This window comes from Crossiella sp. SN42, from assembly GCF_023897065.1.
GTDB lineage: Bacteria > Actinomycetota > Actinomycetes > Mycobacteriales > Pseudonocardiaceae > Crossiella.
In genome coordinates this window covers 40,397-64,991 of sequence record NZ_JAMHIV010000019.1, presented here as the reverse complement: position 1 = coordinate 64,991, position 24,595 = coordinate 40,397, and the positions used below count along the sequence as shown (strand labels likewise).

Sequence of the window (24,595 nt, the reverse complement as noted above, 5' to 3'; positions counted from 1 at the left end):
TCCGCCACCCGCACGCCGCCGACCAGGGCATCGCGCGAGCGGACCCGGCCGTTGCACGGTGTCGCGAAGGTCACGTGTGCCGGGCCGGAACGCGGGGTAAACGCTAAGGCTTGAGCACGATCCGGATCGGGTTGCCGATCTTGTTCGCCAGCCGGTGCACCGCCTCCGGCGCCTCCTCCAGCGGCATGACCTCGGTGACCGAGCCGGAGAGGTCCAGCCGGCCGGAGGCGACCAGGCGGATGAGGGTGTGCAGGTCCTTCGGCTCCGAGCCCCACGCGCCGCGGACCTGGTGCTGGGCGACGTTGAACCGGGCCGCGTGCTCCAGGTGCAGCGGGGCCTGGGTCATCCCGACCAGGACCAGTTTCCCGTGCGGGGCCAGCAGGTCATCGGCCGCGGCCCGCACCGCCGGATGGCCGACCAGGTCCACCGCCAGGTCGAGACCGAGGCCGCCGGTGACCGCCCGGACCTTGGCTTCGAGGTCCTCCTCGGCCGGGTCGAAGGCGTGGTCCGCGCCCGCTTCCAGGGCGCGTTCGCGGGCCAGCGGTAGCGGGTCGAAGGCGATGATCGGGGCCGCCCCGGCCAGCCGGGCGATCCGCACCGCGTGCACGCCCAGACCGCCGATGCCCCACAGGCCCACCGCCTCGCCCACCGACAGCTCACCCTGGTGCAACAGCGCCGCGTACGGGGTGGACACCGCGTCCGGGATGATCGCCCCCTGCTCGAAGGGCACGTTCTCCGGCAGCGGCACCACCGAGCGGTGGCTGGTCAGCACGTACTCCGCCCAGCCGCCGTCGTAGCTCACCCCGCGCGCGGGCGGCAGCAGGCAGAAACCGGTGTGGAACAGGCAGTTCGGGCAGCGCTCGCAGCGGTCGCCCGCGGCCAGCACCACCCGCGCGCCCGGCTGCCAGAACTCCGGCACGCCCGGCCCCAGTTCGGCGATGGTGCCCGCCACCTCGTGGCCCAAGGTGATCACGGTCTGGCCGGTCACGGTGCGGAAACCGGTCAGGCTGCCGTCGATGATGTGCACGTCGGACAGGCACACCCCGGCCGCGGCGACCTTCACCAGCACCTGGCCCGGCCCCGGCGCGGGCACCTCGACCTCGTGCAGCCCGAACTTCCCGGTCTCCAGGTCGAACCTCGCCGCACGCATAACCGGCCCTCCGTCGTTACCCGCTGGTAGCTTGCACGCTACCGGGACGGGGCGCCGGCCGCGCCGGTGACCGCCGGGGAAACCTGCTGGCAGGCACCCCGGGGGCGTTGGCTAACCTGCTGGGAAGCATTCCCGCCGACTCCGCCGACCTAGGAGATCAGTACCCGTGTTGCGCACGCACGAGGCCGGAGCACTCCGCGCCGAGCATGCAGGCCAGACCGTCACCCTCACCGGCTGGGTGGCGCGGCGTCGCGATCACGGCGGAGTGATCTTCATCGATCTGCGGGACGCCTCCGGGGTCGCCCAGGTCGTCTTCCGCGAGGGCGAGATGGCCGAGCGGGCGCACCGGCTGCGCGCGGAGTTCTGCGTCAAGATCGTCGGCGAGGTCGCCCGGCGGCCCGAGGGCAACGAGAACGCCGAGATCCCCACCGGCGCGATCGAGGTGCTGGCCACCGGCCTCGAGGTGCTCAACGAGTCCGCGCCGCTGCCCTTCCCGCTGGACGACCACCTGGAGGTCGGCGAGGAGATCCGGCTCAAGCACCGCTACCTGGACCTGCGCCGCAGCGGACCGGCCAAGGCCATGCGGATGCGCAGCGAGGTCAACCGGGTCGCGCGCGAGGTGTTGCACCGCAACGACTTCGTCGAGATCGAGACCCCCACCCTGACCCGCTCCACCCCCGAGGGCGCGCGCGACTTCGTGGTCCCGGCCCGCCTGCAGCCCGGCTCCTGGTACGCGCTGCCGCAGTCCCCGCAGCTGTTCAAGCAGCTGCTCATGGTCGGCGGCCTGGAGCGCTACTACCAGATCGCCCGCTGCTACCGGGACGAGGACTTCCGCGCCGACCGGCAGCCGGAGTTCACCCAGCTCGACATCGAGATGAGCTTCGTCGAGCAGGACGACGTGATCGGCCTCGGCGAGCAGATCATCGCCGCGATCTGGCGTGAGGTGCTCGGCGTCGAGCTGTCCCTGCCGATCCCGCGCATCCCCTACGCCGAGGCGATGGCCCGCTACGGCAGCGACAAGCCGGACCTGCGCTTCGAGCTCGAGCTGGTCGAGATGACCGAGTACTTCGCCAACACGCCCTTCCGCGTGTTCAAGGCGCCCTACGTCGGCGCGGTGGTCATGCCCGGCGGCGCGAGCCAGCCGCGCAAGCAGCTCGACGCCTGGCAGGACTGGGCCAAGCAGCGCGGCGCCAAGGGCCTGGCCTACGTGCTGGTGCAGGAGGACGGCAGCCTCGGCGGACCGGTCGCCAAGAACCTCTCCGAGGACGAGCGCGCCGGCCTCGCCGCCGCGGTGGGCGCCAAGCCCGGTGACTGCGTGTTCTTCGCCGCGGACACCCCCAAGGCCGGGCGGGCGCTGCTCGGCGCGGCCCGCGTGGAGATCGCCAACCGCTTGGGGCTGATCAAGGACGGGGACTGGAAGTTCGCCTGGATCGTGGACTTCCCGCTGTTCGAGGCCACCTCCGAGGCCGACGCCGACAACGTCTCGGTCGGCTCGGGCTCCTGGACCGCGCTGCACCACGCGTTCACCTCGCCCACCCCGGACTGCCTCGACGATTTCGAGAAGGACCCCGGCTCGGCGCTGGCCTACGCCTACGACATGGTGTGCAACGGCTTCGAGATCGGCGGCGGGTCGATCCGTATCCACCGCGCCGACGTGCAGCAGCGCGTCTTCGGCGTGATGGGCCTGTCTGAAGAGGAAGCCCAGGAGAAGTTCGGCTTCCTGCTCGACGCGTTCAAGTTCGGCGCGCCCCCGCACGGCGGCATCGCCTACGGCTGGGACCGGATCTGCATGCTGCTGGCCGGGGCCGACTCGCTGCGCGACGTCATCGCCTTCCCCAAGAGCGGCGGCGGCTTCGACCCGCTGACTGCCGCGCCCGCGCCGATCACCGCGCAGCAGCGCAAGGAAGCGGGCGTGGACGCCAAGCCCGCCGTCAAGGGTGACGTCGCGACCGCGTGAGCTCGCTGCTGCACCTGCGCGTGGTCAACCAGCCGGAGCACACCGAAGCGGTGCTCCGGCTGCTTGACGCGTGCGCGGGAGCCACCCACCTGGTGCTGCTGCCCGGCGCGGGCGTGCGCCCCCAGGGCGATGTCATCGAGGCCGACGTGGCCAGGGAGTCCCTGGACGACCTCCTGGCCGAGCTGTGCGAGCTGGGCATTGACCACCACGGCGCGATCACCCTGGAAAGCATCGACACCGCGCTCTCCGACGCCGCCGACCGGGCCGAGGCCGCCGCGCCGGGCGAGGGCGCGGACGCGGTGGTGTGGGAGGAGCTGATCGCCCGCACCGGCGAGGAGTCCCGGCTCAACCTCACCTACCTGGGCTTCCTCACCATCGCCTGTCTGCTCGCCGCGGTCGGCGTGATCACCAACTCGGCGGTCACCATCGTCGGCGCGATGGTCGTCGGCCCGGAGTTCGGACCACTGGCCGCCCTGGCCGTCGGCCTGGTCCGGCGACGCTGGGACCTGGTCCGCAGGGCCAGCGCGGCACTGGTGTTCGGCTTCCAGTTCGCGGTGGTGATCACCGCCGGACTGGCCGCACTCGGTTACGCCGCCGGACTGTTCAATGAATCGATCATGACCAGCAACCACGACGTGGACTTCGTCTTCCAGGTCGGCCCGTTCTCCCTGATCGTCGCGCTGCTCGCGGGCGCGGCGGGCATGCTCTCGCTGACCTCGTCGAAATCCGCCGCACTGGTAGGGGTTTTCATTTCCGTCACCACCGTGCCCGCGGCCGGCTACGCGGCATTGGCGCTGGTGCTGGGAGAATACGGGCGGGCCGGGCAGTCCGGGCTGCAACTGCTGGTCAACCTGGCCGGGATCGTGCTGGCCGCGGTGCTCGTGCTGCTGCTGCGCAACCGCCAGAACCGCCGCCGGGACAACGGCCGACCACTCGCGGAAGGGTGAAAACAGCCCTGTCCGAGGAACTTCCGGACCCTTGTCCATCGTTGGTAGTACGCCGCCTGGGTGGAATCGGCGCGCAGCAGAGGGCTTGCGCCGCAACGAGATCGGAACAGAAAGACAATGTCGTCAGGCTCGTTGGTCGGGATAGCTTTGCCAGAGCGTAACCAGATCATGCCGATCCGTGATAGCCAAGCCCGGTAGGGTCGACAACGATGAGCGTGGAAATCTCCACCGGCCCGCTGGACGTCCACAACGCGGTGGCAGCGGAGGTGGCCGAGACGGTCGCCGCTGCGCAGGCAGTGCTGCGCCGCCGCTTCGGTGCGAGCGTCCGGCTGAGTGATGCCGAGGATCTGGGCGGGAGCGACCGGTCGGTCGTGCTCCGCGTGCGAGTGGTGGAAACCCCTTTCGCCATGCCCCGCACGTTGGTGATCAAGCGATATCGCACCCCGTTGCTTCCAGGTCAGACCGCCGACCCCTTCGCCCACGAAGCGGCCAGCAGTCAGCTGTTCACCGCGCTGTCCGTCGGCGAGCGGGTCAGCCCTGAGCTGATCGCGCACGGACCGGCCGAACGGCTGCTGGTCATGGAGGACCTGGGCCGCGCGCCGACCCTGGCCGACAAGCTGCTCGGCGATGACGCCCGCGCCGCCGAACGCTCCCTGCTGGCCTGGGCCAGGGCGCTGGGCCGGGTGCACGCCAACACCGCGGGCCGCGAAGCCGACTTCGACGCGCTGATGCGCCGCCTCGGCCAGCGCAGCTGGACCGACCCGATCGCCCCGGAAGCCCGCACCGCGCTCACCGAACTGCCCGCGCTGCTGGCCGAGGCCATCGGCGTGCAGACCTCCGACGCGGTGGCCGAGGCCGCCCGCAACACCGGCTGGCTGCTCGGCGGCACCCGCTACCGCGCGTTCAGCCCCTCCGACGTGTGCCCGGACAACAACCTGGTCACCAACCGGGGCGTGCGGTTCCTGGACTTCGAGTGGGGCTGCATGCGCGATGTCGCCCTGGACGTGGCCTACCTGCGGGTGCCGTTCCCGTCCTGCTGGTGCTCCTTCGCCCTGCCCCAGGGCATGACCGAGGCCATGCTCGCCGCCTGGCGCTCGGAGGCCAGCACGGTGTGGCCCGACCTGGACGACGACGCGGTGCTGCTGCCCAGGCTGCTGGACGCCCAGGTGCTGTGGGTGTGGCTGTCCACCTGGTGGCTGCTGCCCCGGATCACCGAGACCGACCGGCCCATCGACGCCAACCAGCTCTCCCCGCGCCGCAGCGCCGCGCTGGCCGCCCGCTGGCGCAGGCTGCGGGCCGACGCGGTGGTCTCCGGCAGGCACGAGCTGGCCGAGCACGCCGAGGCGGTCGCCACCGCCATCGTGCGCCGGTTCGGACCCGACGCCGAAACCCTCCCGCTCTACCCGGCCTTCCGCTGACCTGCGCAAACCCGTCTCGGAAGAATAATCACGATATTCTTGGAAATCCGGTGAACCGTTCGCCAACGGCGGTCGTATGAACCGGCCATGACCACTCGTGCCGACTTCGCCGCTCTCGTCACCGACGACATCCTGCCCAGCCGCATGCCCGACGTCGGCCTACTGCGCGCCTACCTGGAGCAGGGCTGCCGGCACGGCGACCCGCTGTGCCTGAGCTTCGGCGAGACCTGGAACCAGGCCCCGGCCGGGCTGCTCGACCACCTGCACGAGCGCCCGCTGCACGCCCACGGCTACCAGCTGTCCATGTACGGCCTGCCCAAGCTGCGCAAGGTGGCCCGCGACTACGTGACCCGCTCGCACCGCCTGGAAGCGGTGGCCCAGCCGGGCCGGGACTTCGAGGTGGCCGCCACCTGGACCGGCACCCGCGGCGCCATGTTCGACTTCGGCCGCTACCTGCTCGACGAGCTCGGCTCCGACGGCCGGGTCCCCGTGGTGGTGGCCGCCGGGCCCAGCTGGGACTACGAGGGCGTCTTCCACACCCTCGGCTACCAGGTCCGCTACCTGCCGCTGCGCCCGGAGACCGGGTTCCGCCCGATGGCCGGGGAGCTCCAGGACCTGGCCGACCGGATCAGCGCCGAACCCGGGCAGCGGCTGGCCATGGTGGTGGTCAACGCCCAGCACAACCCGACCGCGGTCAACTGGCGGCCCGGGTTCGTCGCCGCCGCGGTGGACCTGGCGCACCAGCACGGCGCGGGCCTGCTGGTCGACGACGCCTACTTCGGCGTGCACGACCCCGAGGTCGAACCCACCTCCGCGCTGCGCGTCCTGCTCTCCCGCCTGCCCGGCGCCCCGCCCGCCGCCCGCCGCCGCTGGCTCGCCGTCCGCTCCCTGGGCAAGCAGTTCCACTGCAACGGCTGGGGCCTGGGCCTGATGACCGCCGAACCCGCCACGCTGGACCTGCTGGTCAACCGGTACCGGCTGCACAGCTCGCTGATGTACGGCGGGGTCTACCAGCACGCCATGGCCGACTGGCTGGCAGACCCGGCCAGCACGGCGTTCCTGGCCGCCCAGTGCGCGGAGTACGCGGCCAAGCGCCGCCTGGTCGACCGGCTCTTCAGCGCCCGCCTCGGCTACCCCGCCGGCGCGGTGCACACCGGCTCCTGCACCTCCTACCTGCTCTTCGCCCTGCCCGCCGCCTACGCCGGCCTGGACGACGGCGAGGCCCGCTTCCGGGACGAGGTCTTCGCCCGCACCGGCGTGCTCTTCGCCCCCGCCTGGCCCTGGCCCTACGCGCCCACCGCGGCCCCGCTGCCCTACATGCGGATGTACCTCGGCCCAGGTCAGGACGTGCTCACCGAGGCCGTGGACCGGCTGGCAGGCGCGGGCATCCAGCACGGGATGGCGGTGTCGCGGTGAAAGTTCCCCGACCTGTCTCCACCCGGTCACCCTGATCTCACCGGCAGTGAGCCGAAGGCCCCGATCGTGGCAGCGTGACGGTTGAGCTCACCGCCCCGGCGCTCGATTCCGGCGCCGCCGGGCGAGCGGTCCACAGCCTGGTCGCGCTCGGCGACTCCACCACCGTAGGCATCGGCGACCGGGTCTCCGGCGGCTGGCGCGGGTTCGCCCCGCTGCTGGCCGCCGGGCTCGGCGCCCAGCTGCACAACCTGTCCTTCCAGGGCGCGCGCATGCGCTGCGTCCGCCAACGGCAGCTGCCCCAGGCCCTGGCCCGCCGCCCGGACGCCGCGGTGCTGGTGGTCGGCATGAACGACACCCTGCGCTCGGACTTCGACGCCCAGGCCATCCGGGACGACCTGGACGAGGTGGTGGGCAGCCTCACCGCGGCCGGGACCGTGGTGCTCACCGCCCGCTACCACGACCACGCCCGCGTCTTCCGCATCCCCGGCCCGCTGGCCCGCGCGCTGCGCGCCCGGATCGCCGAGGTCAACGCGGTCACCGACGAGGTGGTCGCCCGGCACCGGATCGGCTGCCTGGACCTGGACGCGCTGCCCGGTGCCTACGAGCTGCCCGCCTGGAGCGTGGATCGGCTGCACCCCTCCGAGCTCGGCCACCGGATGCTCGCCCGCGGCTTCGGCGACCTCCTGGCGGCGGCGGGCTGCCACCTGCCCGAACCGGTGTCCATGACCTGCGCGGGCGGTGTGAAGATCACCCCGCTGCACCACGCCGGCTGGCTGGTGTTCAAGGGCCTGCCGTGGCTGTGGCGGCGTGGCTCGGACCTGCTGCCCTATGCCGCCCAGATCATCTGGCGGGACCTGCGGCAGCGGCGGCGCGGCGGGGAGTAGCGTGCCGGGCATGGCGTTGGTTGATCGTGTGCTCCTGGGCCCCGGACCGGGAAACCCCTACCCGGAGGCCACCCTCGCGCTGGCGGCCCCGCTGCTGGGCCACCTCGACCCGGAGTTCCTGCGCATCCTGGATGAGACCTGCGACCGGCTGCGCACCGTGTGGGGCACCGCGAACCGGCGCACCCTGCCGCTGTCGGGCACCGGGTCGCTGGGCATGGAGGCCGCCTTCGTCAACACCGTGCGGCCCGGCACGATCGCGGTGATCGGCGTCAACGGCCTGTTCGGCCACCGCATGTGCGAGGTGGCCGCCCGGCACGGCGCGCAGGTGGTGCGGGTGGACCACGAGTGGGGCGCGCCCATCGACATCCGCCGCATGCTCGACGCGCACCCGAAACCCGACCTGGTGGCCGCGGTGCACGCCGAGACCAGCACCGGGGTGCTCAGCGACATCGGCGGGCTCGCCGAGGCCGTGCACGCCAGGGACGAGCGGGCCCTGGTCATCGCCGACTGCGTCACCTCCATCGCCGGGCTGCCCCTGAACCTGGACGAGTGGGGCGTGGACATCGCCTACGCCGGCACCCAGAAATGCCTCGGCGTGGCACCGGGCCTGGCGCCGTTCACCTTCTCCGAACGCGCCTGGGAACAGCGGGTGCAGCGGCCCAGCAGCTGGTACCTCGACCTCGGGCTGATCGGCGACTACGTCAGCGGCGGCGCCGGTGGCGGCCGCACCTACCACCACACCGCGCCCACCGCGATGGTCGCCTCCCTGCACGCCGGACTCGGCCGCATCCTGGAGGAGGGCCTGCCCGCGGTGCACGCCCGGCACCGGGCCGCGGGGGAGCAGCTCCAGGACGGGCTGGCCGAGCTGGGGCTCAAGCTCTTCGCCGCGGACGGGCACCGGCTGCCGCAGCTGACCACGGTGTGGGTGCCCGAGGGCGTGGACTCCGCGACCGTGCGGACCCGGCTGCTGCACGACTACGGCATCGAGATCGGCGCGGGCGTCGGCGAGTATGCCACCAGGGTCTGGCGGATCGGGCTGATGGGCCCCAACGCCACCCCGGCCAAGCCCGCGCTGGTGCTGGCCGCGCTCAGGTCGCTGCTCGGCTGAACACCGCCAGGGCCTCCCGGTCGGTGGCCTTGGCGCGCAGGAAGTACTCGGCCCAGGCCGCCGCCTCCGGATAGCCGGACTCCTCGGCGATCCGGCGGCAGGCGGCGTCCAGGTCGAACTCGGTGCGCCGCAACTGGATCCCGCCACCGGCCAGCAGCGCCCAGTGCGCGCCGGAACGGCCGTAGGGCATGCCGACGCTGCCCGGGTTGACCACCATCCGGCCCGAGGCCAGGCGTGCGAAGGGCATGTGCGTGTGGCCGCACACCACCGTGCGCACCTGTTCGTCCACAGTGGACAGAACCTGGTCGAAGCGATCCAGCGGGCTGTCCACCAGCACGATCTCCTCGTCATCGCGCGGGGTGCCGTGGCAGAACAGCACCGGCCCGAACCCCTCGACCTCCAGGGTGACCGGGTGCGGCAGTCCGGCCAGCCGGTCCAGGTGCTCCGGGCGCAGCTGCCGCGCCGCCCACCGGGACACCTCGTCCGGCACCGGCAGGGTCTGGTCGGCGGCCAGCGCGACCAGCTCGCGGTCGGCGTTGCCGCGCACCCACACCGCCCGCTCGCCCAGCGCCGCCAGGGCGTCCAGGGTCGGCACGGGCATCGGACCGGCCGCGAGATCACCGGTCAACACGATCAAGTCGGCCGCCCGCACGTCCGGCTCGGCCAGCACGGCTTCCAGGGCGGGCAGCACGCCGTGGACGTCGGAGAGCACCGCCACCAGTCGGGTCATGCCCCCGAACCTCACAGAGTTCTTGTTACCGAGCAACCTCACAGGCGAGATCTTCGTAAGTTTTCGCGGAGCGAGAACACGGAAGTTCTCGCCAACGAGGGAGCATCAATGGGGACACACTCCCGCCGCGGCCGCCGTTGGGGCGCGACCGCGGCGCTGCTCGCCCTGGCCGGGGCCACGCTGACCCCGGTCGCGGGCGCGGCCGAGACAGCACCGGACTCCGCGCCGCCACAGCGCGTGCTCACCCTGCTCAGCGGCGATGAGGTGGTGGTGCGCGGCGCGGACGTGGTGCAGGTGCGGCCCGCCGCCGGACGCGAGGACCTGGCCTTCCACAAGGTGATCCTCAACGGCCGCCGGTTCGTCTACCCGGCCGACGCGCTGCCGCTGGTGCGCGCGAACCGCCTGGACGAGAACCTGTTCAACGTCACCGAGCTGCTGCGCCAGGGCTTCGACCGCGACACCGCGCTGCCCCTGCTGCTGACCCGTCAGCCGCGGGCTCGTGCCGCGGCCGACCTGCCCGCGGCCAGCGCGGTCACCCGTGAGCTGCCCGGACTCGGCGTCACCGCGCTGAGGCAGCCGAAGGAGCGGGCCGGGGAGTTCTGGGCCTCGCTGACCGGGCCGTCACTGCGCGCCGCGGAGGGCAAGTTCTGGCTCAACCGCAGGCTTTCCCTCAACCTGGACCAGAGCGCGAGCGTCATCGGCGCGCCACAGGCCTGGCAGGCCGGGGGCACCGGAGCCGGGGTCAAGGTCGGCGTGCTGGACTCCGGCTACGACCAGCGGCATCCCGACCTGACCGGCCGGGTGGCCGCCTCCTCGAGCTTCATCGAGGGCCAGCCGGTGCAGGACACCAACGGCCACGGCACGCACGTCGCCTCCACCATCTCCGGCACCGGCAAGGCCTCCGGCGGCCGCTACCGGGGCATCGCGTATGAGGCGAACCTGCTGGTGGGCAAGGTCTGCGACGAGTACTGCCCCGAGGACGCCATCCTGGCCGGCATGCAGTGGGCCACCGACCAGGGCGCCAAGGTGGTCAACCTGAGCCTGGGCGGCCCGCCCACCGACGGCACGGACCCGTTGTCCCAGGCGGTGAACCGGCTCTCGGCGGACAAGGGCACCCTGTTCGTCATCGCCGCGGGCAACAACGGCTCGGAGGCAGCTGTGGAGTCACCCGGCGCGGCCGACGCGGCGCTGACCGTGGCCGCCAGCACCAAGTCCGGGCAACTCGCCCCGTTCTCCGCGCGCGGACCCCGCCACCTCGACCACGCCGCCAAACCGGACATCACCGCGCCCGGCGTGGACATCGTGGCCGCCCGCGCCGCCGGGACCATGCCGCAGTACGCGGTCAGCGAGCAGTACCTGCGGATCTCCGGCACCTCGATGGCCACCCCGCACGTCGCGGGCGCCGCGGCCGTGCTGGCCCAGCAGAACCCGGGCTGGACCGGCGAGGCGCTCAAGGCCGCGCTGATGGGCGCCGCCACCCCGCTGGACGGCGTGAACGTCTTCGGCCAGGGCGTCGGCAGGCTCGACCTGGCGCGGGCGCACCGGCAGCGGGTGCGGGTCGAACCGGCCTCGCTGTCCATGGGCAGCGTGCCCACCGGCGGCGAGCAGCCGGAGAAGCGGAAACTGCGCTACACCAACGACTCCGACCGCCCGGTCACCCTCAAGCTCGACCTGCCCGCGCACGGCGGCCTGTTCACCGCCGACGCCAAGCAGGTCACCGTGCCCGCCAAGGGTTCGGCCGAGGTCACCGTCACCGCCGACTTCACCAAGGCCACCGGCCTGGTCGGGGCGCGGCTGACCGCCAGCGGCGACGGCGTGGAACTGCGCACCTCGGTGGTGGCCGAACGGCGACCGGCCGAGCACATCCTCACCGTGAAGTCCTTCAGCCGCCAGGGCAAGACCGACGCCTTCACCAACGTGGTGCTGCAGAACGTGGACACCGGCCACGCCCGGATCATGAACAGCAACAGCGAAGGCGTGCCGGTCGGCCGCTACCGGGTGCTCGCCCAGGTGATCGACACCGAGTACCCGCCCGGCGTGCCCAACGGCGTGTTCACCGACCGGGTCAAGCTCCTCCAGGAGGTCACCGTCGACAAGGACACCGAGATCGTCCTCGATGGCCGCAAGGCCAAGCCGATCCAGGTGCGGGTGGACGACCCGGAGGCGGTGCAGACCCCGTTCCAGCTCGGCCACGAGGTCGGCTTGTTCTCCGACCTGCCCGGCAAGCCCAAGGCCGGGGTCGCCATGGTGTCCAAACCGGGCCGGGAGTACCTGGTGCCCAGCGCCCCGGCACCCGGACTTGTGTTGTACAGCAACACTTCCTGGAACCGGCCGCTGCTCTCGGCCAAGCTCGGTGACCGCGAGCTCAACCCGCGTGACCTCAACCCCCTGGGCTTCCGCGGCGAGCGCACCACCACGGTCGCCGACGTCGGCGGCGGCACCCCGGAGGAGATCGCCCAGGCCGGCGTGCGGGAGAAGTTCGCCCTGATGCAGCCGGGCCGCCAGCCCACCGCGGAGGTCAACCGGCGGGTCGCCGCCGCCTTCACCGCCGGTGCGGCCGGGGTGATCCTGGACGACGCCTACGCCGAGCACCAGGCCGCCTGGACCGGGCCGGTGGTCAACATCTACGGCGAGGCCAGCGCCGCGCTGCGCGCCCAGCCCGGCGGCAGCGTCACCATCCGCGGCATCGCCAACCCGCCCAGCCTGTACGTCCTGCACGACCGGGTCACCGGCGGCCTGCCGGACGGGATCACCTGGTCGCACTCCGCCCGCGACCTCGGCAAGACCCGCATCCGCCTGGCCCAGGTCGGCAACGGCGAGTCGGCCCTCTCGGTGCAGGCCAACGTGCGGGTCGGCGACATGTGGTTCGGCTCGGTCGCCCCGGTCCGGGTGCCCGGCGAGCTGGACGTGCTCTACACCCCAGGCCTGCCCTGGATCACCGGCGCGGCGCTCGGCCAGACCCAGACCGCGGCCTACGGCATCCAGGAGACCCTGCCCACCACCTACCGGGCCGGGCAGAGCACGAAGCTGACGCTGTTCGGCAGCCCGTTCGGGCCGGAGCTGCCCCGGCCCGCGATCACCCGCACCGGCGACAAGCTGCGGGTCGAGCTGCCCATGTTCAGCCAGCCCGGCGCGCTGGGCTACTTCAGCCCGGACTTCGACAAGGGCAGCACCTCGTTGTCCGCCAACGGAAAGCGCGTCGGCGGCAGCGACGTGCCCGGTATCGCCACCGTGGATGTCCCGGCCCGCCGCCAGCTGCTGGAGCTGACCGCCGAAGCCACCAGGGCACTGCCCGGCGCGGAACTGGGCACCAAGGCCGCGGCCACCTGGAAGTTCCACAGTGGACAGACCGCGAAGGAGACCTCGCTGCCACTGCTGGACATCCGCTACGACCTGCCCCTCGACCTGGCCAACCGGGCCAAGCCGGGCGAGTTCGCCTTCACCGTCACGGCCCCGCACCAGGCGGGCTCCGGCGGTCGCGGCGCGGTGGCGGTGACCATGGAGGTCTCCACCGACGACGGCGCCACCTGGCGACCCGTCCCGGTGCTGCCCGCCGGGAACTCCTGGACCGCCAAGGTGACCAACCCGGCAGGCGGGTTCGTCTCCTTGCGCACCAAGGCGATCGACGCCGACGGCGGCTCGGTCACCGAGACCGTGGTCCGCGCCTACCGCGTGGGCTGAGCGAGCACCCCGGTGCCGCTGTCACGGCGACAGCGGCACCGGGTTCCCTTGTCACACAATCGGAGTGGTCGCCGACTGCACCCGCTGGGTACCGGCCTTCACCCGGAACGAGCGGCCGTGACGCACCGGGCTGTCCGCCTTGGTCCGGTCGGCCACGTAGTACCAGTCCATCTGCGTGCCCGCCGGGGTCACCTCCAGCACCGAGGCGCCGTGCGAGTCGTACTCCACCCACTTGATGTGCCGGTTCAGCCCGGTCAGCGCCTTCTCCACCACCAGGCTCGCGGTGCGCGGCGGCACCTTCAGCACATCGTCGATGTTGTCCGAGGTCACCGAGGTGCACACCAGCTCGGTGGCCAGCGACGGACTCAACGGGTACAACCCAGCGTCGGCCGGGATGTCGGCCGCCCAGGAGGAGTGCACGTCCCCGGTGAGAAACACGGTGTCCGTGACCTTGTTCTCCGCCAAGGCTTTCAGCACCTTGCGCCGGTCCGCTGTGTAGCCGTCCCACTGGTCGGTGAGCACCGCCCCGCCCTCCTGCGGCAGGCCCAGCAGCTTCAGCAGCGGCCCGAGCAGCTCCGCGGGCAGCGGCGGGATCAGCGTCGGCGTGATCATCACCGAGGTCCCGACCAGCTTCCACTGCGCGCTGGAGGACACCAGCCCGTCGATCAGCCACGCCAGCTGCTCACTGCCCGCGATGGTGCGGTCGGGCCGGTCCACCTCCCCGGAGAGCGCCTTGACCTGCTGCGAGCGGTGCGTGCGCAGGTCCAGCATGGACAGCTCGGCCAGCGTGCCGAACCGCAGCCGCCGGTACAGCCGGTCCCCGGCGTTGCGCACCGGCATCCACTCGAAGTACGCCCGGTGCGCCGCCGCCCGCCGCACCGCGTACTCACCCTCGGTCCCCGGCGTGTGGTTGCCCGCACCCCCTGACCAGGCATCATTGGCCACTTCATGATCATCCCAGGTCAAGATCCAGGGGCAGGTGGCGTGCAGGCGCTGGAGGTGCGGGTCGGTCTTGTACTGAGCGTGCCGCTGCCGATAGTCAGCGAGACTGAGTATCTCGCGCGGCGGCATATGCGGCCGCACGTACTCTCCGACCGGGAATCCGCCCGGTTCGTACTCGTAGAGGTAGTCGCCCATGTGCAGCACCGCGTCCAGGTCCCCGCGCTCGGCGAGGTAGCGGTAGGCGGCGAAGTGCCCGGCCTGCCAGTTCGAGCAGGACACCACCCCGAACCGCAACCGCCGCACCGCCGCGTCCGCCGCCGGCGCGGTCCGGGTCCGCCCGGCGGGGGAGCGCACCCCGTTGACGGTGAACCGGTAGTGGTAGTCGGTGGCCGGGGCCAGCCCGCCCACATCGACCTTGACCGTGTGGTCGCGCCCAGGCCCGGTCACGGTGACCCCGGAAGCCACCACCGAGCCGAACCCGGCATCGCTGGCCACCTCCCACCGCACCTGCACCTCAGGCCCAGCGCCGGAACCGGGCGTCGACTCGGCGGTCGGGGTGACCCGGGTCCACAGCAACACCCCGGTGGGCAACGGATCGCCGGAAGCCACGCCATGCCCAAAAACCGGAACGTCAGCGGCAGCGGCCGAACTCGTGGTGGGCAGAGCAGTCGCGGCGGCCACACCCAGGGCCGCGGCTCCGGTGGCGCGCAGCACGGCCCGCCGGTCCAGAGGATGATTCATGTTCAGCACTCTGGCCTGACCGGGCCAGGTCGAGAAGGCGGCCGTTCAGGTGTTCATCCGGCGGCAACTAGCCGGTTGAAATGCGGTGCCACAGCAGCCAAAAACCGGTATCGCCAGCTCCCGAGGCCCGCGCCGACTCAGCCCGCCGCAACCACCCGCGCGCCCTCCGCCACCGCGACTCGTTGCTCCCGAGCCTTCTCCGCCGCCACGACTCGTTCATCCAGCGCGCTTTCCACCGCCGCGACCCGCTGTTCCCGCGCAGTCTCGGCCGCGACCCGCTGTTCCCGCGCAGTCTCGGCCGCGACCCGCTGCTTCCGCGCCGCCTCTGCCGCCACTTGCTGGTCCCGCGAGCCCACCGCGAGCGCCGCCTGCTCGTCCGGCGCGCCCACCGCCAATGCCGCCCGCTCGCCCGGCGCGCTCGCCGCCAGCACCGCCTGCTCGCCCACCGCCAGCGCCGCCCGCTCATCCCGCACGCTCGTCGGCAGCACCGCCCGCTTGTCCGGCGCGCTCACCGCCGCCACAGCCTGCTCATTCCGCGAGCCCACCGCCAGCGCCGCCCGCTCATCCCGCGAGCCCGCCGCCAGCCCCGCCCGCTCGCCCGACGCGCTCGCCGCCGCCCGCTCGCCCCGCGCCGCCGCCACCATCGCCGCCAGCTCCACCCCGGCCCGCCCCGGCGCCACCCCGCGCAACCCGGCCGCCGTGCACCGCGCCACCACCCCCGGCTGCTCCCGCACCAGCCGCAACCCCCGCCGCACCAGCAGCGGCCACGGCTTGCGCGCCTCGGCCACATCCCGCACCAGCCGTCGCGCGAAGGTCACCAGCCGGTTCGGCGCCAGCACGATCCCGTCCGCCAGCACCCCCGCCGCCCGGCAGCCCGCCACCAGCCGGTCCGCGAACAGCCCCTCGGCCAGGAAGAACGGCCCGTCCGCGCGGACCTCGTGGGTGCCCACCCGCCGGTCCTCGCCGATGGAGTACACCGGGGCCCGCACCGCACCGGTGCTCGCCAGCTGCACGATCGCGGCCAGCGCGGCCTCGGCGTTCCAGGAGTCGGGGTGGTCCCAGTCGGCGCGGCCGGCCTCGTCCACCGGCATCGCCGGGTCGTCGCCGTCGCGGTAGAAGTCGTCCAGGCGGAGCACCGGCCAGCCCAGCCGGGCGGCGAGGTGGGACTTGCCCGATCCCGAGGGACCCGCGAGCAACACGACCTTGAGCGCAACGGCAGGTGACGGCACGGGTGTTGATCCTCGCACACCGCGGACCGCGACTGTCAGTCTCTCCGGGTAGCGTCGCGCACGTGGACGACGGTCTGTTCGAAAGCGGCCTGTTCGCGGCCGAAGCCCAGGAGAAGGCGGAGGAACATCTCGCGGCCAACGCCCCGCTCGCCGTGCGCATGCGGCCCCGCTCCCTCGACGAGGTGGTCGGCCAGCAGCACCTGCTCGGCCCCGGCGCGCCGCTGCGCCGCCTGGTCGAAGGCGCCGCGCCCGCCTCCGTGCTGCTCTACGGGCCGCCCGGCACCGGCAAGACCACCCTGGCCACCCTGGTCTCGCTGGCCACCGGCCGCCGGTTCGTCGCGCTGTCCGCGCTCAACGCCGGGGTCAAGGAGGTCCGCGAGGTCATCGGCGAGGCCAAACGACGCCTGGGCCGCACCGCCGAGTCCACCGTGCTGTTCATCGACGAGGTGCACCGCTTCTCCCGCACCCAGCAGGACGCCCTGCTCGGCGCGGTGGAGGACCGCACCGTGCTGCTGGTCGCCGCCACCACCGAGAACCCGTTCTTCTCCGTGGTCTCCCCGCTGCTGTCCCGCTCACTGGTGCTCCAGCTCAAGTCCCTCACCGACGAGGACATCCGCGCCGTCATCCAGCGCGCCGCCACCGACCCGCGCGGCCTCGGCGGCGCGCTCACCGTGGCCGCCGACGCCGAGGACCACCTGGTCCGCCTCGCCGCTGGTGACGCCCGCCGCGCGCTGACCGCCCTGGAGGCCGCCGCCGACGCCGCGGCCAGCACCGGCGCCACCGAGATCAGCCTGGCCACCGTCGAGTCCACCGTGGACAAGGCCGCGGTCCGCTACGACCGCCAGGGCGACCAGCACTACGACGTGACCAGCGCCTTCATCAAGTCCATCCGCGGCTCCGACGTCGACGCCGCCCTGCACTACCTGGCCCGCATGATCGAAGCCGGCGAGGACCCCCGGTTCATCGCCCGCCGCCTGGTCGTGCACGCCAGCGAGGACATCGGCATGGCCGACCCGACCGCGCTGCAGACCGCGGTGGCCGCCAGCCAGGCCGTGCAGCTGATCGGCATGCCCGAGGCCCGCCTCGCCCTGGCCCAGGCCACCATCCACCTGGCCACCGCGCCCAAGTCCGGCGCGGTCAACTCCGCCATCAGCGCCGCCCAGGCCGACGTGCGCAAAGGCTCGGTCGGCCCGGTCCCGCCCCATCTGCGTGACGGCCACTACGCGGGCGCGGCCAAGCTCGGCAACGCCCAGGGCTACCGCTACCCGCACGACGTCGCCGAGGGCGTGCTCGCCCAGCAGTACCCGCCGGATGACCTGGTCGGCGTCGACTACTACGAACCGGTGGACCGCGGCGCCGAACGCGTGCTGGCCGACCGGGTGCCCAAACTGCGCCGCATGATCCGGGGGGAGCAGGCGTGACCGGGCTGGACGCGCTGGTCGTGACCCCCAAGACCGGCGCCGAGCCGATCACCGGCGCCGGCGCGCCACCCGGGGCGGACCTGCGCGGGTTCTGGAGCTGGTCCTGCTCCGACCTGGTCGGCAACGCCATGCGCGGCGTGCTCGCCGAGTACCTGGTCGGCCTCGCCCTGGACTGCGTCACCGGGGGCACCCGGATCGAGTGGGACGCCGCCGACCTGCGCACCGCCCAGGGCTGGCGGATCGAGGTCAAGTCCGCGGCCTACCTGCAGAGCTGGCGGCAGGAACGGCTCTCCGACATTTCCTTCGACATCCGGCCCACCGCGGGCTGGGACCACGCCACCAACACCACCGCCGCCCGCGCCCGGCAGTCCGACGCCTACGTCTTCTGCCTGTTCCGGCACCAGGACAAGGCCACCGCCAACCCCCTGGATGTGGACCAGTGGGTCTTCCACGTGCTGGCCACCCGGCGGCTGACCGCGGCCGTCGGCGAGCAGAAACGCATCGGCCTGGCCAGCCTGCTGCGCCTGGACCCGAGAGTGGCCGCCTTCCCCGAGTTGCCCGAGGCGGTGGCCGCCGAGCTGACCCAGCAGCAACCGGGGTGAGGCACGTGACACCGGCGCGGTAACCTGTCCCCGATCATCCACAGCGCCTGCGACACGCCTGAAGACCTGCGTGACCGCGCGTGGGCCTTCCCGTCGCGGCGCTGGGGTACCCGACTTCTACTTACGCATGGAGGGCTCGTGTCACCAGGGCAGATTGCCGCATTGGTCGCGGCAGGCGCCTTCGTGCTGCTGGTGCTGCTGCTCGCGATCCCGCTGCTGAAGCTGGGCCGCACGCTGGACGAGGCCACCATCGCCATCCGCAAGGCGCACGAGAACAGCGATCCGCTCTTCGACGGGGCCAACACCACCCTCACCCACGTCAACACCCAGCTGGAACGGGTGGACGGGATCACCGCGAACGCGCGCGCCGTCAGCGGCAACGTCTCCGCGCTGACCTCCCTGTTCACCGCCACGCTGGGCGGGCCGCTGGTGAAGGCCGCCGCGTTCTCCTACGGCGTCAGCAAGGCGCTGCGCGCCCGGCGCAAGCGCACCGCCGCGATGGAGCCCACCGGACGGCACTCCCGGCGCACCACCCGCAGGAGTGGTAAGCGATGAGGCGGCTGTTCTGGCTCAGTCTCGGCGTGGCCGCCGGGGTGGCGATCGCCCGCAAGGCCACCGCCACCACCAGGCAGCTCACCCCGGCCGGCATCGCGGAGAACCTCGGCGACGCCGTGCGTGAGCTGGCCGGCGCGGTCGGCTCCTTCGGCGCCGACGTGCGCGCCGGCATGACCGAACGCGAGGACGAGCTCTCCGAGGTGGTCGCCCGTGCCCAGGAGCCGCTGGGCTCCCGCTCGCGCAGGCACAACCGCCCGGCCCGCGACACCGGCGCCCGGGACAGCGCCGGCCGCGACACCGGAGCCCGCGAGCCGGGCCGCGCCGTCCGCGAGACCGGTTCGCACCGCGCCGCCGACGCCGGCTGGCTGACCGGTCTGGACGAGTCGCCACGAGGCGGATCGGAGGGGGACCGGCGAGCGCGCTGGGCGGAGGGCTGAGCCCCGACGCCCCTGCCCTTCGCCGCCCCCGCCGACCACCCGTCAACCCGCGCCGTGCGCGCACAGCCACACCTAGGACTCCCCGTGCAGACCCATGACCTCCGCCAGCGGTTCCTCGACCACTTCCAACGCAACGGCCACCGCGTCGTGCCCAGCGCCTCGCTGATCCTGGACGACCCGAACCTGCTGTTCGTCAACGCCGGCATGGTGCCGTTCAAGCCGTTCTTCCTCGGCGAGGCCCCGCCGCCGTCCCCGACCGCCACCAGCGTGCAGAAGTGCGTGCGCACCCTGGACATCGACGAGGTCGGCAAGACCACCCGGCACAACACGTTCTTCCAGATGGCCGGGAACTTCTCCTTCGGCGACTACTTCAAGGACGGCGCGATCCAGCTGGCCTGGGAGCTGGTCACCAAGCCGCAGTCCGAGGGCGGCTACGGCCTGGACGAGTCGGTGCTGTGGACCACCGTCTACGAGGACGACGACGAGGCCTACGACCTGTGGCACAACAAGATCGGCGTGCCCAAGTCCCGGATCATCCGCCTCGGCAAGGGCCCCAACTTCTGGTCCATGGGCGTGCCGGGACCGTGCGGCCCCTGCTCGGAGATCCTCATCGACCGCGGCCCCGAGTACGGTCCGGAGTTCGTCGACTCCGGTGACGGCTCCGAGCCCGACGGCGACCGGTACATGGAGTTCTGGAACCTCGTGTTCATGCAGAACCTCCGCGGCGAGGGCACCGGCAAGACCGACTTCCCGATCCTCGGCGACCTGCCGGCCAAGAGCATCGACACCGGCATGGGCATCGAGCGGGTGGCCATGCTGCTGCAGGGCGTGCCCAACGTCTACGAGACCGACCTGATCCGCCCGGTCATCGCCAAGGCCGAGGAGCTCTCCGGCCGCCGCTACGGCGCCGACCAGGTCGACGACGTGCGCTTCCGGGTCATCGCCGACCACGCCCGCAGCGGCGTGATGCTCGTCGGCGACGGCGTCACCCCCGGCAACGAGGCCCGCGGCTACGTGCTGCGCCGCCTGCTGCGCCGCATCGTGCGCTCCATCCGCCTGCTCGGCGTGCAGGAGCCGGTGCTGGGCGAGTTCACCAAGGTCGTCGCCGACGCCATGGCCCCGTCCTACCCGGAGCTCAAGACCGACTTCGACCGCATCGACGCCGTCATGCGCGCCGAGGAGGAGGCCTTCCTGGCCACCCTCTCCAGCGGCTCGAAGATCTTCGACACCGCCGCCGCGCAGACCCGCGCCGGCGGCAGCACCAAGCTGCCCGGCGACAAGGCCTTCCAGCTGCACGACACCTACGGCTTCCCCATCGACCTCACCCTGGAGATGGCCGCCGAACAGGGCCTCACCGTCGACGAGGACGGCTTCCGCACCCTGATGGCCGAGCAGCGCAACCGCGCCAAGGCCGACGCCGCCGCCCGCAAGACCGGGCACGGCGACCTCACCGTGTACCGCTCGGTGCTGGAGCAGCACGGCCCGACCGAGTTCCTCGGCTACACCGACCTGGCCGGCCAGGCCAGGGTGGTCGGCCTGCTCGTCGGCGGCCAGCCGGTGCGCAGCGCGGGCCAGGGCGAGGAGGTCGAGCTGGTGCTCGACCGCACCCCGTTCTACGCCGAGGGCGGTGGTCAGATCGCCGACACCGGCCGCCTGCTCGGCGCCGGGGCCGAACTGGCCGTCTCCGACGTGCAGCGCAGCGTGCCCGGCCTGTTCGTGCACCGCGCCACCGTGGTCTCCGGCGAGGTGGGCCTGGACGACCTGCTCGAGGCCGAGGTCGACGTGGCCCGCCGCAGCGCCATCCAGCGTTCGCACTCGGCCACCCACCTGGTGCACGCCGCCGTCCGCGGCGCCTACGGCAAGCGCGCCGCCCAGGCCGGTTCGCTCAACTCGCCCGGCCGGATGCGCTTCGACTTCACCACTCCCGCCCCGGTGTCGGCCTCGGTGCTCGGCGAGGTCGAGGAGGAGGTGAACGCCTACCTGCAGGAGGACGTGGAGGTCAACTCCTTCACCACCACCATGGACAAGGCCCTGGAGCTGGGCGCGGTCGCCCTCTTCGGTGAGAAGTACGGCGACAGCGTCCGCGTGGTCGACATGGGCGAGTACTCCCGCGAGCTCTGCGGCGGCACCCACGTGCGCAACATCGCCCAGCTCGGCGTGGTCAAGCTGGTCGGCGATGCCTCCATCGGCTCCGGCGTGCACCGCGTCGAGGCCCTGGTCGGCATGGACGCCGTGCGCTACATCAACAAGGAGCACCTGCTGGTCACCCAGCTCGCCGACCAGTTCAAGGTGCCCGCCGCCGAGCTGCCCGAGCGGATCTCCGGCGTGCTGGCCAAGCTGCGCGCCGCGGAGAAGACCATCGAGCAGCTCCGCGTCGGCGAGGTGCTGCGCTCCGCGGGCGACATCGCCGGCCGCGCCGTCCAGCTCGGCGAGCTCTCCGTGGTCGCCGAACAGATCACCGACGGCGTCCCCGCCGGTGACCTGCGCGCCCTGGCCACCGAGGTGCGCAACCGCCTGGGCTCCCGCCCCGGCGTGGTCGCGCTGTTCTCGGTCGACCCGGACGCCGGCAAGGTCGCCTTCGTGGTGGCCACCACCGCCGCCGCCCGCGACCTCGGCCACGCCGCGGGCAAGCTCGTGCCGAGCTTCGCCGGTGACCTGGGCGCCCGCGGTGGCGGCAAGCCCGACATGGCCCAGGGCGGCGGCGACAACCCGGCGGGCGTGCCCGCCGCCATCGCCGCCCTGCACCGGACCTTGGGCGGCTCGTGACCCGGCCTGACCAGCCAGCACGCCAGCCCGACCGCCCCGGCGCCCACGACGTGGGCCCGGGGCGGCGGCTCGCCGTGGACGTCGGCTCGGTGCGGGTCGGCATCGCGCTGAGCGATCCCGCTCCCATGCTCGCCACCCCGCTGGTTACCCTGTCGCGTGACGAGAAGACCGGCCGGGACCTGGATCAGCTGGTCGCACTCGTCGCCGAACACGAGGTGGTCGAGGTGGTTGTGGGCCTGCCCAGGACCCTGGCCGGGCGGCACGGCGACGCGGCGCAGACCGCGGCCGCCTACGCCGACCTGCTCGCCGAGCGCGTCGCGCCGGTGCCGGTCCGGTTGACCGATGAACGCCTCACCACGGTCAGTGCCGCGCGGATGCTCAGTCAGCGTGGCGTCAAGGGCAAACGGCAACGTGCCGTCATCGACCAGGCGGCCGCCGTGGAGATCCTGCAGTCCTGGCTGGACGCCAGGGCCAACGCGGTGGCCGCACGCGGCGAGGAGAAACGGTGAGCAGCGACGATCTCGGGTTGTTCGACGAGGGGCAGCACTCCTCGGAGGAGCGCTCCGCCCGTGACAAGAAGGCCAAGCGCACCAAGTTGCTGATCGGCGCCGGGGTGGCCGCCGTGGTCATCGGCGTCGGGGTGTGGATGGGCGCGCTGGAACTGATCGGCATCGGCTCCTACGACGACTACGAGGGCTCCGGCGAGTCCGACGTGGTCGTGCAGATCGAGGCCGGCACGATCTCCAAGACCGGCAAGACCCTCGCCGACGCCGGCGTGGTCGCCAGCGCCCGCGCCTACACCGAGGCTGCCGAGTCCAACACCAAGCTCGGTGGCGTCCAGCCCGGCTACTACCTGCTCAAGGCCAAGATGTCCGGCGCGGCCGCGGGCGCCCGCCTGCTGGAGAAGGAAGCCCGCGTCGGCGACTTCGAGGTCAAGGGCGGCTACCAGCTCTACGACACCAAGCTGCCCGGCGACAAGATCAACCCCGGCATCCTCTCCCGCATCGCCGAGGCCAGCTGCGCCAAGGTCAACGGCAAGGACACCTGCGTCAGCGCCGAGGCCATCCGCGAGGTCATGGAGAAGGCCGACCCCGCGTCCCTGGGCGTGCCGGACTGGGCGATCGGCGGCGTCACCAAGGCCGACCCCAAGCACCGCCTGGAAGGCCTGATCATGCCGGGCCGCTACGACGTCAAGCCGGGCGCGACGCCCGAGGAGCTGCTCAAGGCGGTGCTGAGCACCTCGGCCACCCGGCTCCAGGCCGTCGGCCTGCCCAAGATCGCCAGGGACACCGGGTTCAGCGACTACGACGTGCTGATCATCGCCTCCCTGATCGAACGCGAGGGCATCACCAAGGACTTCGCCAAGGTCTCCAGGGTGCTGTACAACCGGCTGGCCAAGGACATGAAGCTGGAGCTGGACTCCACCATCAACTACGCCCTGGACCGTCCGCTGGTGCGCACCACCAAGGAGGACCGGGAGCGAGCGGGCGCGTACAACACCTACGCCAACACCAACCTGCCGCCGACCCCGATCGCCTCCGCCGGCAACGAGGCCATCCTGGCCGCCACCAAGCCCGAGGCCGGGAACTGGATCTTCTTCGTCAAGTGCTACAAGGACGGCACCTCCTGTTTCGCCGAAACCAACGCCCAGCACAACCAGAACCGCAGCGAGGCCCTGGCCCGTGGCGCCTACTGAGTCGCCAGCCGGAGCACGCACCGGAGCACTCGCTGGTCCACGCCGGGCGGCGATCCTGGGCTCACCGGTAGCCCATTCGCTGTCCCCGGTCCTGCACAACGCCGCCTTCGCCGCGCTCGGCCTGCCCGGCTGGCACTACGAGCGCGTCGAATGCGACGAGCACCGCCTGCCGAGCCTGCTCGCCGAGGCCGCCCAGGCCACCCCGGCCTGGGCCGGCTTCTCGGTGACCATGCCCGGCAAACGCCGTGCCCTGGACCTCGCCACCGAGGCCACCGCACGAGCCAGGCTGGTCGGCGCCGCGAACACCCTGACCCCGTTGCCGGGCAACGGCTGGCACGCCGACTGCACCGACATCGACGGCGTCACCGGCGCCCTGCGCGCCGCGGGCGGCTTCACCCCGGTCACCCGGGGCCACGCGACCATCCTCGGCGCCGGTGGCACCGCACTGGCCGCGATCGTCGCCCTGGCCGAACTGGGCCTGACCGAGCTCACCCTGGTGGTCCGCGACCCGGCCCGCGCCACCGACGCACTCGACTGCGCCGCCAGGGCAGGCCTGAAAACCGAGACGACCCTCCTCTCCGAGACCGACCTCGCCGACCTGGCCGCGAGCTCCCTGATCCTGGTGAGCACCGTGCCACCGGCCGCGACCGAACCACACGCCACCGCACTGGCCGCGGCCCCCTGCGTGCTGGACGTGATCTACCACCCGTTCCCGGCCCCGCTGGCCACCGCGGTCCTGGCCCAGGGCCACCGCCTGGCCACCGGCCTGGACATGCTGCTGCACCAGGCTTTCGGCCAGTGCGAGCAGTTCACCGGCCGCCCGGCGCCCCGGGAGGCGATGCGCGCGGCCCTGCGCGCGGCCACGGACAACCTGCTGGAACTACCGCTGTAGCACCGGCGGCGGCCCGCGTCCGC

18 protein-coding genes and 1 pseudogene are annotated in these 24,595 nt (G+C 72.6%); 15 read left to right on the top strand and 4 right to left on the bottom strand.

From position 1 onward, the window contains the following. Positions 1-103: 103 nt before the first annotated feature. Positions 104-1,150, bottom strand: coding sequence for a zinc-binding dehydrogenase (locus M8C13_RS23085; RefSeq protein WP_252482753.1), 1,047 nt, complete (start codon positions 1,148-1,150; stop codon positions 104-106). A gap of 166 nt (positions 1,151-1,316) precedes the next feature. Between M8C13_RS23085 and aspS the strand changes: the two genes are divergently transcribed. From aspS to M8C13_RS23055, 6 genes are all read left to right on the top strand, one after another. Further along, positions 1,317-3,107 carry an aspartate--tRNA ligase gene (aspS, locus tag M8C13_RS23080; protein WP_252482752.1) on the top strand — a complete coding sequence of 597 codons (1,791 nt, stop codon included), beginning with the start codon at positions 1,317-1,319 and terminating at the stop codon, positions 3,105-3,107. 5 nt (positions 3,108-3,112) lie between these two features. Beyond that, positions 3,113-4,054 (top strand): DUF389 domain-containing protein, encoded by a 942-nt coding sequence (locus M8C13_RS23075; RefSeq protein ID WP_252482878.1) that lies wholly within the window; start codon positions 3,113-3,115, stop codon positions 4,052-4,054. A gap of 209 nt (positions 4,055-4,263) precedes the next feature. Beyond that, positions 4,264-5,472 carry a hypothetical protein gene (locus M8C13_RS23070; protein ID WP_252482751.1) on the top strand — a complete coding sequence of 403 codons (1,209 nt, stop codon included), beginning with the start codon at positions 4,264-4,266 and terminating at the stop codon, positions 5,470-5,472. An 87-nt stretch (positions 5,473-5,559) separates the two neighbouring features. Further along, positions 5,560-6,888 (top strand): pyridoxal phosphate-dependent aminotransferase, encoded by a 1,329-nt coding sequence (locus M8C13_RS23065; protein WP_252482750.1) that lies wholly within the window; start codon positions 5,560-5,562, stop codon positions 6,886-6,888. 74 nt (positions 6,889-6,962) lie between these two features. Further along, positions 6,963-7,772 carry an SGNH/GDSL hydrolase family protein gene (locus M8C13_RS23060; RefSeq protein WP_252482749.1) on the top strand — a complete coding sequence of 270 codons (810 nt, stop codon included), beginning with the start codon at positions 6,963-6,965 and terminating at the stop codon, positions 7,770-7,772. 10 nt (positions 7,773-7,782) lie between these two features. Further along, the gene (locus M8C13_RS23055; RefSeq protein ID WP_252482748.1) at positions 7,783-8,880 is read left to right on the top strand and encodes an alanine--glyoxylate aminotransferase family protein; all 1,098 of its coding nucleotides are present in this window, start codon (positions 7,783-7,785) and stop codon (positions 8,878-8,880) included. Here M8C13_RS23055 and M8C13_RS23050 read toward each other — a convergent pair. Continuing rightward, positions 8,861-9,610, bottom strand: coding sequence for a metallophosphoesterase (locus M8C13_RS23050; RefSeq protein WP_252482747.1), 750 nt, complete (start codon positions 9,608-9,610; stop codon positions 8,861-8,863). The genes M8C13_RS23055 and M8C13_RS23050 overlap by 20 nt on opposite strands. A gap of 108 nt (positions 9,611-9,718) precedes the next feature. Here M8C13_RS23050 and M8C13_RS23045 point away from each other — a divergent pair, with 108 nt between their 5' ends. Beyond that, positions 9,719-13,291 carry a S8 family serine peptidase gene (locus M8C13_RS23045; RefSeq protein ID WP_252482746.1) on the top strand — a complete coding sequence of 1,191 codons (3,573 nt, stop codon included), beginning with the start codon at positions 9,719-9,721 and terminating at the stop codon, positions 13,289-13,291. Between the two features lie 51 nt (positions 13,292-13,342). On the opposite strand, the gene M8C13_RS23040 is transcribed toward M8C13_RS23045, so the two are convergent. After that, the gene (locus tag M8C13_RS23040; RefSeq protein ID WP_252482745.1) at positions 13,343-14,974 is read right to left on the bottom strand and encodes an alkaline phosphatase; all 1,632 of its coding nucleotides are present in this window, start codon (positions 14,972-14,974) and stop codon (positions 13,343-13,345) included. Positions 14,975-15,111: 137 nt separating this feature from the next. Then, complete coding sequence (locus M8C13_RS23035; protein WP_252482744.1) at positions 15,112-16,173, bottom strand: hypothetical protein; 1,062 nt, start codon at positions 16,171-16,173, stop codon at positions 15,112-15,114. A 92-nt stretch (positions 16,174-16,265) separates the two neighbouring features. Between M8C13_RS23035 and M8C13_RS23030 the strand changes: the two genes are divergently transcribed. From M8C13_RS23030 to M8C13_RS22995, 8 genes and pseudogenes are all read left to right on the top strand, one after another. Beyond that, a complete protein-coding gene (locus M8C13_RS23030) occupies positions 16,266-17,624 on the top strand; it encodes a replication-associated recombination protein A (RefSeq protein ID WP_374213120.1) in 1,359 nt (452 codons plus the stop codon). Continuing rightward, positions 17,621-18,226, top strand: coding sequence for a hypothetical protein (locus tag M8C13_RS23025; protein WP_252482743.1), 606 nt, complete (start codon positions 17,621-17,623; stop codon positions 18,224-18,226). Before M8C13_RS23030 ends, M8C13_RS23025 begins: the two co-directional genes overlap by 4 nt. Before the next feature lie 138 nt (positions 18,227-18,364). Beyond that, a complete protein-coding gene (locus tag M8C13_RS23020; protein WP_252482742.1) occupies positions 18,365-18,781 on the top strand; it encodes a DUF948 domain-containing protein in 417 nt (138 codons plus the stop codon). Next, a pseudogene (locus M8C13_RS23015) lies at positions 18,778-18,990 on the top strand (hypothetical protein); the annotation flags it as partial. The gene M8C13_RS23020 and the pseudogene M8C13_RS23015, both read left to right, overlap by 4 nt. 312 nt (positions 18,991-19,302) lie before the next feature. Next, positions 19,303-21,984 (top strand): alanine--tRNA ligase, encoded by a 2,682-nt coding sequence (gene alaS / locus M8C13_RS23010; RefSeq protein ID WP_252482741.1) that lies wholly within the window; start codon positions 19,303-19,305, stop codon positions 21,982-21,984. Continuing rightward, positions 21,981-22,493, top strand: coding sequence for a Holliday junction resolvase RuvX (gene ruvX / locus M8C13_RS23005; RefSeq protein WP_252482740.1), 513 nt, complete (start codon positions 21,981-21,983; stop codon positions 22,491-22,493). The genes alaS and ruvX overlap by 4 nt, the downstream gene beginning before the upstream one ends. Then, positions 22,490-23,680 carry an endolytic transglycosylase MltG gene (mltG, locus tag M8C13_RS23000; RefSeq protein ID WP_252482739.1) on the top strand — a complete coding sequence of 397 codons (1,191 nt, stop codon included), beginning with the start codon at positions 22,490-22,492 and terminating at the stop codon, positions 23,678-23,680. The genes ruvX and mltG overlap by 4 nt, the downstream gene beginning before the upstream one ends. Further along, positions 23,667-24,572, top strand: coding sequence for a shikimate dehydrogenase (locus M8C13_RS22995; protein ID WP_308202844.1), 906 nt, complete (start codon positions 23,667-23,669; stop codon positions 24,570-24,572). Before mltG ends, M8C13_RS22995 begins: the two co-directional genes overlap by 14 nt. Positions 24,573-24,595 lie beyond the last annotated feature (23 nt).